Annotated in this window: 11 protein-coding genes and 3 pseudogenes; 4 read left to right on the forward strand and 10 right to left on the reverse strand. The window is 59.7% G+C overall.

The window, feature by feature from the left end:
- Window positions 1–641: 641 nt before the first annotated feature.
- The 4 genes from panC to IVB22_RS21955 form a co-directional block, all read right to left on the reverse strand.
- Window positions 642–1,493 (reverse strand): pantoate--beta-alanine ligase, encoded by an 852-nt coding sequence (gene panC, locus IVB22_RS21940; RefSeq protein WP_247519334.1) that lies wholly within the window; start codon window positions 1,491–1,493, stop codon window positions 642–644.
- 14 nt (window positions 1,494–1,507) lie between these two features.
- A complete protein-coding gene (gene panB / locus IVB22_RS21945) occupies window positions 1,508–2,380 on the reverse strand; it encodes a 3-methyl-2-oxobutanoate hydroxymethyltransferase (RefSeq protein ID WP_247519335.1) in 873 nt (290 codons plus the stop codon).
- Window positions 2,381–3,807: 1,427 nt separating this feature from the next.
- Window positions 3,808–4,887, reverse strand: a complete 1,080-nt coding sequence (locus IVB22_RS21950) for an IS630 family transposase (protein WP_247519336.1) — start codon at window positions 4,885–4,887, stop codon at window positions 3,808–3,810.
- Entirely contained in the window at window positions 4,850–4,987 is a 138-nt protein-coding gene (locus IVB22_RS21955; RefSeq protein ID WP_247519337.1) for a hypothetical protein, read from the reverse strand. Before IVB22_RS21955 ends, IVB22_RS21950 begins: the two co-directional genes overlap by 38 nt.
- A 907-nt stretch (window positions 4,988–5,894) precedes the next feature.
- On the opposite strand from IVB22_RS21955, the pseudogene IVB22_RS21960 reads away from it, so the two are divergent.
- Window positions 5,895–6,185, forward strand: a pseudogene (locus IVB22_RS21960) (Dabb family protein); the annotation flags it as partial.
- Window positions 6,186–6,315: 130 nt separating this feature from the next.
- On the opposite strand, the gene IVB22_RS21965 reads toward IVB22_RS21960, so the two are convergent.
- From IVB22_RS21965 to IVB22_RS21985, 5 genes are read right to left on the reverse strand one after another with little or no spacing between them, the layout of a single operon-like run.
- Window positions 6,316–7,128 carry a hypothetical protein gene (locus IVB22_RS21965; protein WP_247519338.1) on the reverse strand — a complete coding sequence of 271 codons (813 nt, stop codon included), beginning with the start codon at window positions 7,126–7,128 and terminating at the stop codon, window positions 6,316–6,318.
- A complete protein-coding gene (locus IVB22_RS21970; protein ID WP_247519339.1) occupies window positions 7,125–7,520 on the reverse strand; it encodes a phage holin family protein in 396 nt (131 codons plus the stop codon). The genes IVB22_RS21965 and IVB22_RS21970 overlap by 4 nt, the downstream gene beginning before the upstream one ends.
- Window positions 7,517–8,059, reverse strand: coding sequence for a hypothetical protein (locus tag IVB22_RS21975; protein ID WP_247519340.1), 543 nt, complete (start codon window positions 8,057–8,059; stop codon window positions 7,517–7,519). The genes IVB22_RS21970 and IVB22_RS21975 overlap by 4 nt, the downstream gene beginning before the upstream one ends.
- A complete protein-coding gene (locus IVB22_RS21980; RefSeq protein ID WP_247519341.1) occupies window positions 8,056–8,703 on the reverse strand; it encodes a hypothetical protein in 648 nt (215 codons plus the stop codon). Before IVB22_RS21980 ends, IVB22_RS21975 begins: the two co-directional genes overlap by 4 nt.
- Complete coding sequence (locus tag IVB22_RS21985) at window positions 8,639–9,037, reverse strand: DUF3618 domain-containing protein (protein WP_247519342.1); 399 nt, start codon at window positions 9,035–9,037, stop codon at window positions 8,639–8,641. The genes IVB22_RS21980 and IVB22_RS21985 overlap by 65 nt, the downstream gene beginning before the upstream one ends.
- Before the next feature lie 1,382 nt (window positions 9,038–10,419).
- On the opposite strand from IVB22_RS21985, the pseudogene IVB22_RS21990 reads away from it, so the two are divergent.
- Window positions 10,420–11,121: pseudogene (locus IVB22_RS21990) on the forward strand (IS3 family transposase); the annotation flags it as partial.
- Window positions 11,122–11,488: 367 nt separating this feature from the next.
- On the opposite strand, the gene IVB22_RS22000 reads toward IVB22_RS21990, so the two are convergent.
- The gene (locus IVB22_RS22000) at window positions 11,489–14,323 is read right to left on the reverse strand and encodes a shikimate kinase (protein ID WP_247519343.1); all 2,835 of its coding nucleotides are present in this window, start codon (window positions 14,321–14,323) and stop codon (window positions 11,489–11,491) included.
- Here IVB22_RS22000 and IVB22_RS22005 point away from each other — a divergent pair.
- Window positions 14,323–15,042 (forward strand): annotated as a pseudogene (locus IVB22_RS22005) (coproporphyrinogen III oxidase); the annotation flags it as partial. The gene IVB22_RS22000 and the pseudogene IVB22_RS22005 sit on opposite strands and share 1 nt — an antisense overlap.
- Before the next feature lie 231 nt (window positions 15,043–15,273).
- Window positions 15,274–15,423, forward strand: a complete 150-nt coding sequence (locus IVB22_RS22010; RefSeq protein WP_247519344.1) for a hypothetical protein — start codon at window positions 15,274–15,276, stop codon at window positions 15,421–15,423.
- Window positions 15,424–16,606 lie beyond the last annotated feature (1,183 nt).

A 16,606-nucleotide genomic window follows, 5' to 3' on the forward strand; every position in this document is an offset into this window, starting at 1 on the left:
CTTGGTCAGCGCCCCCGCCACGGCTCGCGATTGACGACTTCTTCATCGAATTGGCTGTGCACATGGACCGGCATTGATGCTTCTCCTTGTGAGGGATGCGCGGCTCGTTGCCCCAACGTCCATCGAGAAACTGCCCCGCCGAGATCGCGATCCGCTCCTGCGTAAACAGCGGACGAATCCGTTGCTTGGCCTGCCGCAACAAAGAAGCCCACAGCGTCGCGTATCTTCGACCGACGCTCCACCAATCATCAAATCCCGAATCATGGTCGCCCATAGATTCAGAACTACCCGAAAATTGCAACTGTAGTGCTAGACACGGTCGCCAAATGCATCGAACTCCGTCCGGATCGCTTGTCGGACTTCGGTTACGCGCATATTGCCTCCTTCAAGAAGCATCAGTGCAAGATCGGCGAATACGCCCTGCCCCAGAAGTCGTGCGTCATCTTCAGTCGGAATTGCGGAAGCCCTGGTCGACGCGGGCTACGTGCGCATTAGTTTCGACCACTTCGCCCTACCCGGCGACAATCTTGCCGCGGCGAAGCGCGAGGGGCGGCTGCGTCGGAACTTCCAGGGTTACACCGACGACGCCGGCGAAACGGATAAAAAGAACACAGTTTATCAATTTTTGGTTCTGAATTGCGCTACAGATTTGGCAACGCCAGCAGTACGTTATCGATCAGCCGGGTCGAACCGACGTAGGCTGCGGCACAGAGCGCCGCCGGAAGCCGCAGCGGACTCTCGGCACGCTTGAGCGTATCACCATCGACAAGTTCAAGGTATTGCAGCCGATCAACTGTCTCAAGATGCCGCTCGGCGATCGCAATCAGCTTATCCACCTCGCGCACTCCTGAGCGGAACTCATCCGCCGCGGCGAACAGCCCACGACTGATGGCAACGGCTCGCCGACGTTCTTCCTCGCTGAGATATCGATTGCGACTGCTCATCGCGAGCCCGTCCGGTTCCCGAACGGTTGGCACGGTGACGATCTCGATGGGAAGATTGAGATCAGTTGCCATGCGACGAACGACCGCGCATTGCTGAAAATCCTTTTGCCCGAAAAACACGACGTCCGGATGCACCATGTTGAACAGCTTGCATACGACGGTTGCGACGCCGCGAAAATGCCCACGCCTGAAAGCCCCGCATAGTGGCTTCGCCAATTCGCCCGGTTCGACGAAGGTCTCGAATTGAGCCGGATAGACTTCCTGTGCACCCGGCGCGAAGACAATCGCAACACCGGCATCGCGGCACAATTTTTCATCGCGCAGGAAATCGCGAGGATAGCTGCTGAGATCCTCGTTTGGTCCGAACTGAGTCGGATTGACGAAGATGCTAACGACGGTGACGTCGCATTGCGCTCGGCTCGTCTTGACCAGGGCCAGATGGCCATCGTGCAAATAGCCCATTGTCGGCACGAGCCCGACGCGTTTGCCCGCGCTGCAAGCCTTCGCGAGCTCACGACGAAGCTCAGCGACCGTGGTAATCGTCTGCATCGTAGCACCTTACATCAGGTTGGGTTGGGAGGAGCCCAGTTTGCGATGATGTTACCCAGGCTTTCAGGAAGCCGATAGGACTCTTGCGGCGCCGGGAACGCTCCACTGCGGACATCGGTAGCCCAGCGCGACAGCGCCTCCTGCAACAGCTGAAAACCATCAGCATAGGCGCGAACGAATTTGGGCCGATGACCTTCGATCAGCCCCAGCACGTCATGGAATACGAGCACTTGGCCCGAGCACCCGGGACCCGCGCCGATTCCAATAGTTGGTATCGACAGCGATTCGGTCGCTCGCTGGGCTAGCTCGGCCGGAATGCCTTCAAGCACCAACGCGAAGCATCCGGCCTCCTGCAGACGGTGAGCGTCATCAAGCAGCCGCAAAGCGTCATCGGCTTTCCGGCCCTGCACCTTGAATCCGCCCATGATATTGACGCTCTGCGGGGTGAGGCCGAGATGGCCCATGACGGGAATTTCGCAATCGACCAGGGCACGCACCATCTCCACGCGCTTGGCTCCGCCCTCGAGTTTCACTGCATCTGCGCCTCGCTGCAGGAACCCTCCGGCGTTGCGTATCGTCTCCTCCGGACTAAGGTGAAAGCTAAGAAACGGCATATCGGCCACGAGCAGGGCACGGGGCCTTGTGCGCGCAACAGCTTCGAGATGATGATTCATCATCGCCATGCTGACTGGCAACGTGTTGTCGAATCCGAGGCAGACATTGCCAACACTGTCGCCGACAAGAATGATGTCGACGATGGGGTCAGCGATGCCTGCCGTAACCGCATCGTAGGCGGTGGTCATGGCGACACGCCGCCGCTCCTGCTTCCACCGCTGCAGGATTGGAATCGTGATCCGCTCAACTGACACTTCCGAAGCGTGGCTCATTTTCGATCCGTTCCGTCAGATGGCCTCAGGTCGATTTCGCAGCTCGAATTTGATCTCACCTGGTCGCCTACGATTTTGAAGCCACGGCCCTCCGCACCGAATAAGCTAGGCGAACGGTAATCCGATTCTTGCGACCGAAGCCGTTGAGTATTGCGCGCATCCCCGGGGACCACCCTTTTTCTATGGCGGACGAGTGAAAACTGTCAACCATGAAAGGGAAACATACGTCTCCAAAGTAGCAGGCGCGTGCATAAAAAATCCAATGGTCGCCCGACCATCAAGCAAGAACTCCCCAGATTCAAATTGTCATTTGGAAGCGCCTTGCGTCACGCTGGGCCTCAGGGCGCGCCGATCCGATCATTCTGACGCAATTTGCGTGCGGCGGTGTCTTAACCGCATCTCCTGCATGTCGGACTGGCTGGCTCTGCCCCGGAGGCAATACTCTACCCGAGCGAGTTCGTTTCCGAGCCTCATCAAGTTCAACTGCAGCCAGAGGATTTGTTGCCGCTCACACCTGCTGCGCTGAATTAACGCTCCGGCATACTTCCCCATACGGAGCTGATAGAAATTGCGTACCATGCCCTGCTCCAATCCCTTCTCCAGGATACTTGGCATTTTCCAGCTCCCGAAACAGGCCTCGCGCTCACCCTCTGTTGTAGCGGCATATCGCGATCGATTGGTTCGATGAACCCCTGCCTGTCGGCCGAAAATTGCGTTTGGGCGTAATTCCGCGATGAAATCCTTCAAACGAGCTCGGAGTGACCGCCCCCGCCTTCGTCAAATGCAAGCATGGGAGTGCTTTCCAGCGCAGCAGACCGTGAAAGCTATGCAGACGCGCGTCTGCCGCCGCTAATTCGATGGCGTGTGGATAACCCGGGCGTACAGACTTGTCAGGCGAGCCGCTTAGAGGCGTCGCTGACCTGAGGCGCCGGTGCGCTTGCCGTCCGCTTGCTGCTCAATTCGCAGCAGCCATGGCAGCCCAAGCGTCAGGCCATCGAAGAGTCGACGGTTTGACACGGCCAGCCAAGTCATGCGATGCAAAAAGGGCTAAGCGGGGTTAAGGCGCAGTAGTGCGGTCGCAACCTAACGGCGGCCGCCATTGCGGGGTCAGCAGCTTCTGCTGCACATGTTCAAAGACCACTACTATTCGTCGAAGACACGATTTTTCGTAACAACACTCCGCATTCCCCTTGTGCGTCTTTTCGTGGCGTCTTGTACTGGTTGTCAGCGCGATCGTTCTACCCGCCGCGCTAATGCGTAGGTCAGGTCGATACCGCAATAGGCGTCCGTGCCCGATGCAGTGGCCATGCACTGACAAATGACGAGAACTGGCAGTTGCCAGGATGCCCCAGATACGGTCTTTGCAGACAATGAGCGTCCTGCCAAGCGGGTCGTAGGACGTACACTCGAAGGCGAGACAAAGCCAACTAGTGTTGTGACTCTAACGCTTGTTTCGCCCGGGCGACTTTTTCGAGGATTTGGCTCGCAGACTTGGTCCAGACGAAGGGTTTGGGATTGGCATTGTGGTTTTCCAAGTATTGCATGATGGCACCTTTCAACTCGGCGACGCTCTTGAAGGCGCCGCGGCGGATGCGGTTTCGGGTGATCTCGGCAAAGAAGCGCTCGACCATGTTGAGCCAGGACGCCGAGGTGGGCGTAAAGTGCAGGTGGAAGCGCGGGTGTGCCTTGAGCCAGCGTTTCACAGCCGGGGTCTTATGCGTCGCATAGTTGTCGACGATGAGGTGAAGGTCGAGACCCTCGGCGATCTGTTGGTCAATCAGCTTGAGAAAGCGCAGAAACTCCCGGTGCCGATGGCGTGGCATGCAGGTCCCGATGACCTTGCCGTCCAGCATGTTGAGCGCTGCAAACAGCGTCGTGGTGCCGTTGCGCTTATAGTCGTGGGTCATCGTTCCGGCGCGGCCCTTCTTCATCGGCAGGCCGGGCTGGGTGCGGTCGAGGGCTTGAATTTGGCTCTTTTCATCGACGCAAAGAACCAGCGCCTTGTCCGGCGGATCGAGATAGAGCCCGACCACATCCTCGACCTTCGCGGCGAAGTGCTTATCGCGCGAGACCCTGAACGTCTTGACCAGATGCGGCTTCAGCCCATGCGCACGCCAGATCCGTTGGACGCTGCTGTAGGAAATGCCCGCCGCCGCCGCCATGCTGCGCCCGCTCCAATGCGTTGCCTTCGGAGGCTTCTCGTGCAGCGTCATATGCACCACTTGCTTGATCTTCTCAGGGCTCAACGGCTTAACGCGCGAAGGCCGGGTTGCGTCCTTCAAAAGCCCGTCCACTCCCTTGGCCACATAGCGGCGGCGCCAGCGGCGTACCGTCAGAAGGCTCTTGCCCACGGCCGCCGCAATCGCTTCCGCCGTCAGCCCGTCGCTGGCCAAAAGCACGATCCGCGCTCTCCAAACCACCTTCTGGGGCGTGTTCCGATTTCGGACCAGCCCCTCCAATCCTTCACGATCAGCGCTGCTGATCGAAATCCGTTCGATCGTCCTCATCGGCCCAAACTCGCAGGTCTGAGCCGATTTGTGAATCGTTCGTCAGCATCGGAACACTAGCATGGGAAGTGCTAGCAGCGACAAACAGCAGATTGCGCATGACTTGCCTCCGCTAGGCTTTGCTTAAGGATAGACCATCGAATTATATCTATTGATGTTGATCAAGCAAATGGCAGCCGCGCTTCCCTGGGCGATCGCATCCACCGATGTACTAGCGCGTTGGGCTCTCACGCGCATGCAAGCAACGCGGTTCAAGTGAAGGCAGTCTAAGAGTGCTCGATCAGAACCGCGGCACCTGGGGCGGCCATTTTGCCAAAACTTCGGCGAAGGCGGAGCAGCATTTCAGCGACTTTCCGGAAGGGAGCGCAGCCTTCCGGTGCGATGCAGCTGCGCGCTGAAAGCGCCTCCAGGCAAGCATGTGCACCAGGTACTACCTTTCTTCGTTGCTTCGCGACGAGCAGCGCCGAAACGATAAGCTCCTCCCAGGCGCCATGTATGGCTGAGACTATCGCCACGTTCCGCGATGAAAGAGTTTCACGATCGATCTCTCTGCGGTGATCAGCCGAAGAGCGGATTCAACCTTGAGGTCACGTGCCGATGTCAACGCTTCGGGGCTGGCGGCGGCCTTCTCCTTCTGTTTTATGACCCAGCCTGTATTCAACGAAAGAGCGCATTTTGCTGCAGTTCTTATGCGGCGATCCTGCAAGTGAGACCGTTTCATGCACGAGATCCGCGCGAAGCTAATGACCATCGACGGAAGCATCTACTGAAAGTTGTCCTAGCGACTGATGATCAGGCGGTTCCTTACTTCGATGCAGAAATTCGTCTCAGAGATTGTCTACCTTGCGTAATAGCGGACGAAGAATCGAGCTAAACACCCGCCAGCGCGATCGTGCAGGGAGCCTGCCGTGCAGTGGCATCTGAGCGGCTGCCCGAGCCTTGCAGACTTTGCGATGAGGCTTCTGTCGCTTTGGGCGAAGTCAAACCGCAATGACCGACGGTCATCTATGATTCGACACATCGTATTCTTCACCGCAAAAGATAAGGCGCATGTCGACAAAATAGTCGACGGCCTTTCCGTTCTCGCCAAAATCCCGCACGCACGCCGGCTTGAGGTCGCTCGTAACCGCAAGAGTGACCGGCTTGGCAACGAAATTGACGTGATCGTCTACGGTGAATTCGACGACGAAGTCGAACTCGAAGCCTATAAAGCGCACGAGCTTTATCAGGAGTCGATCCGGCAGGTCAGACCGCTCCGAGAGCTACGTCTCGCGGCCGATTACAGCATGTCAACAGATGCGGAGCCATTTGGCAGGCCCTACCCGCGGGCGCAATTAACCTGGCAGGCACGTAGGGGTTTTTGGGTGCCCGTGAGGCTCGCCTTCGCCGGGCGGGATTACAATCAGCCATGTATCGCTGAGCGACAGACTAATGCATGTATTGGAACTGCAGTGGATTGAGCCCGTCACAGCCATGCGACGCCTCTCGCATCGTGCCGCTCGGTTCGAGGTGGTTCGACGCTACGCTCACCTTCTCCTGGGCTGCATCCATAGCGTTACGGCCTGTCTCCTGCAGACGCTCTAAGGCTTCGGATCCGACGTCATCGAGTTCGGCTTTAAGCGTGTCGGAAGCCTCGCGGATGCTTTGTGAGACCGCTCCGGCGCGCGCGTTGAGATCCTCTTTCACTTTGTCGCTGACTTCGCCGACCCATTCGCCTTCGAGATCCGACCTGGCGAATGCGCCAGCGACGGCTGCACCGACGGCTAAACCTATGGCGCCGAGCACCAATGGTTGTCTCTCGAGCAGGTCGGAAAAAGACGATTGTACTTGTGCAATGGTCTCCTTCCGAGGCAGCGCCTCACTCACCTTGCTGAAATTCTCCCGCGCGTAAGCGACGCCTTCGCCGAACCGGTCCTTGATCGTGTCTGCAGCGCCCGATACAGCGTCGGAAGCGGTGCTCGCGGTCTCGCGCAGGGTGTCGCCGACGTGCTGTGACAATCCGTGATCCATCTCAGGAGCGGTTGGCGGACTGTTCATGAATTTGGGTGCGTTCGACCGCAGATTGGCGCTGACGTCGGCGAGCGGTGCAGTCGCCGCATTGACCGAAGTTGCCGCGCTCTTCAGCCTCTCGTTGCCGAGCAACAGCCACAGCGCACCGCCGCCGATCAGGGCGGCAGCCAGCGGATTCTCGCGAACCGCTTCCCTCAGGTTTTGCATAAAACTGACTTCGGTGGCGCTCATCGGACCATTTCCTTCACGGTGTCCTTGTCCTTTTCGAGCTGGCGCATCGTTTCGCGGGGCGCCAGCTTCCGGGCGTCAAGGCGGTTTATGCCGACCGCAAACAGGACGCCCGCCAACACCGCGGCAACCACCGCTGAGACAAGGTAGGAGATCGGTTGCGACCAGCCACCGGCAACCAAGGCGGCCGACAGCGCGAATAGGGCCATGACGAGCGCAGGAACAACCAGGACCGCTCCGGCTCCGAAGAAGCCGACCGCCCAACCAACCTGCTGAACCTTCTCGCCGAGCTCGGCCTTCGCGAGATCGACCTCGTTCTGGAATAGCTTTGCAAATTGAGAAAGCACGTCACCCAGGAGGGCTGAGATGGTCCGAAGATCGGATTGGGTGTTCATGACGCATCCTCGTCTTGTGAGGATGAGGTCTGTTTGCCAGAGGCTCGAAAGAAACGTACGGCTGCGAAGCCGGCCAGGACCGACAGTCCAAGGAAAGCGGCGGGCTGGCGCTTCGCAAAATCGGAGGTCCCATCGACGAGATCGCGGAGGGTTCCGTTGCGAATCTTCTCGGCGGCGTCTTCGACGTAGCCGGCGGCGGAATTGATGCCACGCGCGGCAAAGGGCGCATCGTTGTCAAATGCATGGGCGGCTTGCCGGAGATTTCCCGCGAGCCGGCCTACGAAATCCGCTCCGGAGCGCTGCTGCTCCTCGGCCTTGTCCTGGAAACGATCCGCGGCTCCCTCGGCCACGTCCGAGGCAGAGTCGGCTGCCTCCTTGAACCTTTCGCGCGCGGCGTCCGTTGACACCCGCAGCGCATCGCCGGCGCGTTGCCTGACATCGGCGCCTGCATCGGAGATTTGGTCCTTGAGCGTTTGCGGGGAGGTCTTGTCCTGCCCCTGAGAAGCGGCTTGCCCGATTTGGGTATCAAATTCGCTCATGAGGATTTCTCTTCGGTTCGAGAAGGATTGAACACCGCCGTTACGATGTCGTCGGCCGCTTCCTTCAATGTTTCGGACATATCCTGGGTCATGCGACTGGCGTGTTTGCCGAGATCCGCCTGGGACACGCTCTTTGCGGCAGCATCGGCCGCCGACAGCGCGGCATCCTTGACTGTCTCGAATCCGGACTGGGCGGCCTTACCGGCAGCGCGCTTGGCACTATCGCTTGCCTTACCGACTGCGGCAGCTTCCGCCTTGGTGTCAGGAAGGGACGCTGCGATGGTTGCGCCGATCGCAACTCCGAGGCCAGCGATCAGGGCGGCGTTGTCACTAATCGTCCGCCGGGCGGTTTCCGGGGCCGCGGTAGCCTTGTCGCGAACGGTCGAGCCAATGAGCTCGATCTTGTCTTTGGCGGTTTCCGCGGCGGCATCTATGCCGGCCTTCACTTTGTCCGTGGTCCGCGCCGCCCGATCCTTCAGGTCGTCGGCCATTCCGGCCGCTCCGGCTTGAGCCTCGCCCGCCATGTCGGTGGTCCTGCGCCCTGTCTGCTCGCCAAGGAACTGGACACGCTCGGCAGCATCAGCCGCCACTTCCTTGACCGTTTCGACCGTCGGAGCCGCTGCCTCCGCTGTGCGGGCCCGCACGGTCTTTCGAAGTTAGAGCGAGGCCTGCGCCGATCATTAAGAGGGGAAGTGGGAAGCCCCGTGCCAGCCGCAGGGCGGGCACCGCAACCGCAGTCCCAGCCGCGATCGCCTGCATCGGATTTTCCATGGCTCGCTGCTTGAGCGTGTCGAGCCAGCCTTGGGTTTTGCGGCCGACGAACTCGGAGACTTCCGACTTGATGGCTTGGGGCGACACCTTGTAGCGGAGGTCTTCTGTGGTGTCGGTGATCTGCGCCCTCAACCGATCGACGGTCGCTGCAAGCTGCGCCCGGCTCCGCTCGGACTCGCGCCTTAACTCCTCAACCGATCGTGGCATGGCCGTAACCGCCTATCGTTCTTATTTGAAAGCGAACTCACGCTTTGTTGAATCGTTCCTCCGCGGATTTGGGGCCCCGGTTTCCCGTCGGACCTGAAGACTCGTTCCTATTCCCGAGCCCGGCGTACAGCCCCTCCAGCTTCTCCTTCTGCTTCTCTCAACGAGCCTCTTCGGCTTGAGAGCGATTTTCGACCACCGCGCGTTCGGCTTCGATGGTGCTCGCCACTTGATCATGCTCCCGCTCGGATTTCTCGAGTGCTGCTTGCGCCTTCACGACTGCCTGTTGGCGCCGCTCGCGCGCCTTCTCCCTGGCTCCGCGTTTCAGCCTTCGCTTCAACCTTCTCCTCCCTTTCGAAAGCCAGGGAGGCTTGCCCGCCGCTTTAACGGGTGAAGGAACGGACGGCGGAAGCAGACCGGCACATCGGATGGTGGTCGCGCGGACAACCGCGGCTAGTGGATATTTTCATCACCACCTATACGAAATATTCCTGAAACCCGCTGCTTCTATCCTCGGGCCGGCACAGGGGGTGAATTTGATCATCTGGTCTTTATCCGCCTTGTGCAGACTTCAGGGTCGCCGACAGGCGGCCCTTTCTTCGTTCCCTATCGCGGCGTCCTAACGAGGACGGCCATTATGCCAAAGGAAAATTGCCTGATCGTTCTTGCTGCCGGAAGACAATTGGATTTGTACGGGGCGAAGCCTCTCGCGTCGCAAAAGAAAGCGGTGCTGATTGGTGGAGCGATCGCCTCGAGATAGGCACGCGGTTTTGTTTTGTTGAGGATAAGCCAAAGCGGCGTTCGCGCTAACCTGCGACAGCTTCGGCATTGCCTGCCGAGACGGCTAGCTCAAACAGACCCAAGCACCGAAACGCGCAGCGTGAATCGGCGAGCCTTGAGGAGCAACGGGTCTCACTGAGCTGGGGCTTTTTTGTCATCGAAGTCGGCGGCTTCGGCGTTCCGCTTTTCGGGGAGCCATCGCGCCGTATTTCTTCCGCTTGGCTTGCCACCCATTTTATTGGCGCAGGCCGGGACCCGCCAGAAATCCCGCGGCGATTACGACGCCGCCCGAATGCGACGATTGCGAAGTTGGGCAATAGCTCTTAGGACTGACATTTGCTGCTCCTACTATGCTTATCCAAAACCGCCACGTAAATATGCGCGTGGCTTGGAGAGCCTATTCCAAACCGACTTCTGCAAACCGACTTCGGATTGCGAGCGATTTCCTCTAGCCAGAGGCCCGCCAGCGTGAACCGGCGGGCCTCTGGTCTCAGCGTTTCAGCCGTCGGATGCGTCCTCAGCAGGCGGTTCGTCTGGAACACGTGCCGGCAGAACAGTGCAGGCGCTCTGCCCTAACGAATTAATGCGCCGAGTGTTACCGATTGTATAACTGGAAGGCCAAGTATGGCAGGACGGACGTCTCCGACGCCAAGCGCCTGAAGGCCTTGGAAGACGAGAACGCCAAGCTGAAGAAGCTGCTCGCCGACCAGATGCTCGAAGCCTCGGCATTACGCGAGCTTCTGTCAAAAAAATAGTAGGACCCGCCGCCAGGCGCGAAGCCGTCGCGCATCTGCAGGCCGTCATGGGCCTATCGGAGCGTCGGGCCTGTTCCTTCGTCTGCGCCGATCGCAAAGCAGTCTCGCCGACCGCCAGAGACGGAGTTGCACGGCAGGTTGCGTGACCTCGCCAACGAGCGCCGACGCTTCGGCTATCGGCCGTTGGTTCATCCTGCTCAGGCGCGAGGGCGAGGCATCCGGGTCAACCGTATCTACCGTCTCTATCGCGAGGAAGGTCTGACGGTTCGCAAGCGTCGGGCGCGACGACGAGCCGTCGGCACGCGGGCGCCGATCCTGTCGAGGCAAAGCCGAATGCGCGCTGGTTGGATTTCGTGCATGACCAGTTTGCCGGCGGCTGACGCTTCCGTGTGCTCAACATCGTCGACGACGTGACGCGCGAATGCCGCGATCCCGGACACCTCGATTTCCGGCCATCGGGTTGCTCGCGAGCTGATCGTCAGCCCCTTGTGCCAGCGATGCTCGACTTGCGGCATCTGGGTCTTTGCCGCGCCCGCAATTTGTCGGTGGTCATGCGCCTGGGCCCGCAGCCCCGCTTCTTCAGCAACCGGGTCGGCAGGCGCTTGGCAGCCTTGGCCTTGCGGGCAGTTGGACGATCTCGTCGAGCACATAGGATGTGCTCGAGGTACCCGAGCGCGAGGTTGGTTGGCATAACCTGCTGCGGATAAGCCGGAGCTCGCTCAAACCACCACCTATCAGGGCAGCGAATTAGACCTTTTCCGCTTTGGGAATCTCAAGTGAGTCAGCCAACAAGCTCGTTGGTATTGGAGGCTGGCTGAGTGGCGGCCGCCTCGCCGCGAAGATAGGCGTGCAGCGCCTTCACGCAGGGATCCGCATTCTTTTTGTCTTGTTTGCGGGGCGGCACGAACGTGATATCGGCTTATGCATAAAGCGGCGTGCGCTCGCGCATCAGTCGGCTGATTGTCTGATCCCGGTCGGGGCCTTGCAGCAGCGGGCGGTTGATACCTTTCCTAAGACGATGTTGGATCACGTCGAAGTCGGTGTTGAGCCAGATCGAGACGGCTTTCTCCCCGACGAGACGCCGGGTCGACTCATGCATGATCGAGCCGCCACCAGTCGCGATCACCGCGGGCCCTTCATTGAGCACACGCGCGATTACCCTCGCTTCGAGCTCCCTGAACCACTCCTCGCCATGGGTATCGAAAATCTGCGGTATCTCTTTACCGGCATCTTTTTGGATCTTTTGGTCGGTATCGATGAAGGGCAGCCGCAGTCGCTCGGCGATGGCCGGGCCAATGGTGGATTTTCCGGCGCTCGGCATGCCGACAAGCACGATCGGCCGCACACCGAGGGCGGCGATAATCTCGCTTGCCTCCGTTGACCTGGCGATCTCGGGCATTCTTGATTGTTCGAAAGCTCGCAATCCAAATGCCGCAGCGGCGCCGCCCTTACGATCTCCTTCGGCTCCCCAGTGGTGTATGCCCAGGGCGCCGTCGGGGATCGCAATCTGTGTGCAGACCTCTCTCGTCCGCTGCACCAGTTTCTCGGCCTTAGCTTGCTCCAAAGCATCCTCGCTTGATTGCCGCCGCAGCCTGCCGAGAATTTTATAGGTGTCGTGATTGGCAAGCTTGGCTTGATAGCTGCCTGGCGTGTGGAACTCCACTTCGAAGCGATAAGCTTCCGACGTGGTGAGCACTGTCTTGATGCCGACGAAAGTCGGACTGCGCATTCTGAACCAGTTGGTTGTCTGGCGTTCGGTGTAGTCCCGCTCCTCAAAGGCCAGCATGGCTTTCTTGAAGGCACGTGTAAAATCCTTGTCAGGAATTTCTAAGACGTGGCGTACGGCGTTGCTGAAGAGCTGTGGGGCGCTGCCGGGCGGGATGCTCATGCCGGTGAGCTGATCTGTCATGGAGGCATGCGATTTCAAGCGGCGCTCCAGATGGGGCATCTTCACCTCAATGCCGGCTTCCGCAAGGATTCCGGCAATCTCGCGTGCCGCTGCGGTGATTTTCCTCTCTTCGGCTATAGCTCGGTCAGCCTCATTTTGGGCGCGTTCTGAGGCCTCCTCGCGGGTCAGCGTGATCATGTCAGCATCGTCGGCGGCGGGCCGGAGGCCGGAGGGTTTGCGCAAAATGCCCTGCTCCGCAGCGAGTTTGATCGAGGTCTCCATGATTGAAGCCGCCAGAGTGGGGTTGTCCCTCAGATCCTCCAAGGTCGCATCGACATCAAACCTTCCGTGGGCGAGGGTCGCCGCCACGCCCTTGACGTAGGGCACGGACTTCAAGCCCGGCGTCTCGTAGAGGAGCCGCTGAAGGTGACTGCTCTTCTGGAAAAAGAGGTTGGCGCCAGTATCGGATTTATAGGCATCAGTGCCGACCTTGATGCCGAGGCTCAGCAAGTTGTTTGCGCTTTTTACGAGGTCGTCCGCATTGTAACCATCCGGGCGGGGATCGATGCGGGGAGGATAGTGGTCGAGTAAAAGCTGGATGCGGTCTCGTGGCTGAGGCGTTGCCGGATAGGTCTCCGCCAGATCCGGGAAAAGATTGCAGAGCCTTGCGCTGAGGCTCGGGTTTGCGGCGTTCGAGCTTTCGATTGTTTCGGGCAGGGGTTGCTCATTCGGCTTCACTGCCCATGCCGCTAGGTCGTCGACGAGCAACTCGGCCATTTCGCGAGCAACCAGATGTTTGGCGACCTCAATCTCGCTCCTCGCTCTCGCAAACGTGTTCTGGATATCCTGGCTACTCACCTCTTCCTGGCCCAACAGCTGACGGATCTCTCGCCTGAGCTCGTGGTGAACGCCCTCATAGGTGCCAAAGACAGCACGCTCGGCAAACCAGCGTTGTGCTTCATGGGATTGAGCCAGAAAGTTTCGCTGCAGGCAGCTATAGGTTTCCAGGACATCCTGCGTGGCGGCGAGGATCTGGCGGGCGCGACCGAACTGGTAATTGTCGCCCTCAAGCGCCGGGGTATGCGACTTTGGCGGCTTCAGCGACGGAAGTCCGAGAGCTTGCTCCTTGCGATCGAACTGGCGCACATGCTCATAAAGCTGCGGCCGGTCGCCGACGATGACGACGGTGTCCCCGTCGAAGTCCCCGTCAAGTTTTTTCTGTTCACCGATCGGGACGGCAACCAACGAGCCCGGAGCGAACACCTCGGTAGCCTGCAGGATGCCGACGCACTCGAGCGGCGTGTCCACCTTGGCGCGGTCCTTGCTCGAGGTCCAACTCGAATGGCATTTGACGTCCTCGGCAGACATCACCAGCCCACGGTCGGCGTAGCCGGCCGGCCACATCTTATCCGGCACAACCATCAGAATGCCTTTGGCAAAAAAAGTCGGATCGTCGCCCGCCAGTTCCTTCCCCGACTTCTGGGCGACATTGAAGCTGTATTGGATGGCTGTGCAGTTTTCGAGGAACACAGCGGTCGGGTCCCCCTTAACGGCCGACTTGACTCGCTCGGCGGCAAACGGGCGCAGATTGGGCTTGTCGTAGGGCGAGCGCCCGATCAGCACGCCGCTCGCCCCCATCAACGTCTCGCTCTTGAGCGTCGGCACATGGAGACAGTCATCGCTGGACGGTACGGCAACCGCGCCGGGACCGTCGATGTGTCCGGCCGTCACGGTGCGAAACAACTCTTCAGACGTCAACTCTCGCCCTTGTCTGCTCTCGAGCCAGGTTTTGGCCTTCTCCCGCGCCTCATCGGTCACCGGCTCGCTTCGGGGATAGTGTTGCAGCGCCGATGCGGGAACGGACATTCTTCTTCCCTCACCAAAATCAGACGGTGCAGTCCTGCGTTCAGACCGCGACTACGGCGGTGGCCATGCGACCAGACCGGCTTGCGGTATTCGGCTACGCGCACGTTCCTTCCTTTAAGAAGAATCAGCGCCTGATCGACGAGGCAGCGCTGCCAGACACTCCTGCCCGTGCGGAACAGGCGGCGGCGATGGCCAATACACTGATTGCTGCGGGCTACCGCCAAATCGGACTCGACCATTTCGCCTTGCCGGACGATGAGCTCGCGCTGGCGCAGAAAACCGGTCGCCTGCGGCGGAACTCACTGGGTTACTCGGCCGACACCTGCCATAAAGTCATCGGCTTCGGCCCGTCGGCCATCGGCCGCCTTGGCGACGGTTACGTCCAGAACGAAGTTGCAGCGGGTTCTTACAGCGACCAAATCAATGCCGGCCGTCTGGCGACGTCAAAGGGCTACTGTCTCAGCCTCGAAGACCGCGTCCGGGCTGCAATCATCGAGCGGCTGATGTGCGATTTCGAGGTCGACGTTGCGGCAATTTGCATTACACATGGATTTGACCCGGTCCCTTTCCTCGGTTCACCCGAACGCTTGGCAATGCTCGCCGAGGATGGGATCGTGGAGGTGGAAAAGGGATTCATCCGCGTGAGGCAGGAGCATCGTTTTCTAACTCGCGCTGTGGCGTCCGCATTCGATGCATATCTTGGCACGCCGCTCTGTTAAGACCAGCCAAGGAGCGGTGATCGTATGAATGCATTATCTTCCGTTACGCGCCAGAAGCCCGGGTAACGAGTTTCGCTAACCTGGTGCACTCACGTACAGCGCCAAATTCGTAAAGGACGCCGTGCGCAGCTGCGCGACGAGAGCCGCCCCGGCCCTAGCCGCGAAGACGGCTGGGCGAGTTGCTGCCGGGAATTGGACGCCCCCAACTGCAACGCAGTCCGCTCAAGCGGCGTGACCGACAAAGTTCATCACATCACCACCATTGCCCGTATGGCCGCGGACTTCGACCAGGATGACGACTGGCTGCGGGACGTCGCCAACAAAATGGCGATCGAGGACGGCTTCATCTGGGTCTACCGCGTCGGAGAAGATGAGATCTAGGCGTTCAGCGACTTCGGTATCGAAAACCTGATCGAGCTCGTCCGGATGTACGAAGATATTCGAGCTGACTCAAGCGCTGGCGGCCCGGGATACCGCAATCAGCCCGCGGTCTACGCTGGATACGAACTCCCAGCAAAGCGGAGCGCTTCGTGGTGATGCACGACGGATCCTATTGATGTGCATGGTCGCCGCTCGAGCGGGATCGCCACGGACCGCCGCGTGCAATCCAGAGCAGCAACTCGTCGACGCGATGAGCGCTAGACCAAAGAGCACAAAAGGACCAGCGCCGGCGCGACACGGCGCCAACGGTAATCCAGCACGAAAGTTAGAACCGGATCCCGCGGGATCACGGCCTCGAAACAATCATTTCCCGTAAGAGCCTCGCGAAACCGGAACCGAAGCGACCTTCCAGAATGGCGCCCCTCGATGCTGCCATACCGGAGTTCGTCCCTGACGCCGGGACGGTCTCGCGCCGAGCGGCACGATACCTGCGATTCGCGCAGCGAGGCCGACGTCCCGCGCCCGGTCAACCTACCAAACCTAGCAATTGATGGAGATGACGGACACATGCCAGTCAGTGCCGGTGAAACTCGCTCGGGCCACATCAAGGACGAAGTCGCGATGCGATATAGATCCGGTAAATCCAATCGAGCTGATGGATGTTCTGTCTCGTCCCGCAGCTATCAAAACGCCTCCAATCGCGCTCTCCATCTTCCCATGAGAGCCAATCAAGGCCTCATGCCGGCCTCAGCGAGCTTACGGACGTCAAAAAATGTTAGCCCCTTCTGCCCGCCTGTGCTTCATCCCATGGACCGAGCTGCGGGCGGCGTTTCTAGGGTCTGGCGTGTTGTTATGCGAGCTCAGCTACTGGCCTACTGGCGCGGCTCTGTGTTGAAGAACATCCTCGTGGCAGCGGATTTGTCGCGAGAATCCCTGGGCTCCGTGCGCTGGCCGCCAATCTGTTGCTAGCGAACGCTCACATCGAGCAGGCCACTCTCCGTGTCGACACGGTGCAGCAGATTCTTGCATTCGATTAGCGATGGAGCGGCTGGGTTGCGTCGCGCTGGCTACCCGCCACGTTGGCCAGCAGTGGTGATAGCGCGGAAGGCTGAGCGGGTCTCGTTGGCATAGAGATGCCGCCTGGCCTCAAGCGTCACCTAGACCGCCTTGAGCCCAAAGGATC

Source organism: Bradyrhizobium sp. 190 (assembly GCF_023073415.1).
Lineage (GTDB): Bacteria > Pseudomonadota > Alphaproteobacteria > Rhizobiales > Xanthobacteraceae > Bradyrhizobium.

Excerpts from the sequence above, each read along its gene's own strand:
- panC (WP_247519334.1), bottom strand. The coding sequence starts at position 1,493 with ATGCAGACGATTACCACGGTCGCTGAGCTTCGTCGTGAGCTCGCGAAG.
- panB (WP_247519335.1), bottom strand. The coding sequence starts at position 2,380 with ATGAGCCACGCTTCGGAAGTGTCAGTTGAGCGGATCACGATTCCAATC.
- IVB22_RS21950 (WP_247519336.1), bottom strand. The coding sequence starts at position 4,887 with ATGAGGACGATCGAACGGATTTCGATCAGCAGCGCTGATCGTGAAGGA.
- IVB22_RS21955 (WP_247519337.1), bottom strand. The coding sequence starts at position 4,987 with ATGCGCAATCTGCTGTTTGTCGCTGCTAGCACTTCCCATGCTAGTGTT.
- IVB22_RS21965 (WP_247519338.1), bottom strand. The coding sequence starts at position 7,128 with ATGAGCGCCACCGAAGTCAGTTTTATGCAAAACCTGAGGGAAGCGGTT.
- IVB22_RS21970 (WP_247519339.1), bottom strand. The coding sequence starts at position 7,520 with ATGAACACCCAATCCGATCTTCGGACCATCTCAGCCCTCCTGGGTGAC.
- IVB22_RS21975 (WP_247519340.1), bottom strand. The coding sequence starts at position 8,059 with ATGAGCGAATTTGATACCCAAATCGGGCAAGCCGCTTCTCAGGGGCAG.
- IVB22_RS21985 (WP_247519342.1), bottom strand. The coding sequence starts at position 9,037 with ATGCCACGATCGGTTGAGGAGTTAAGGCGCGAGTCCGAGCGGAGCCGG.
- IVB22_RS22000 (WP_247519343.1), bottom strand. The coding sequence starts at position 14,323 with ATGTCCGTTCCCGCATCGGCGCTGCAACACTATCCCCGAAGCGAGCCG.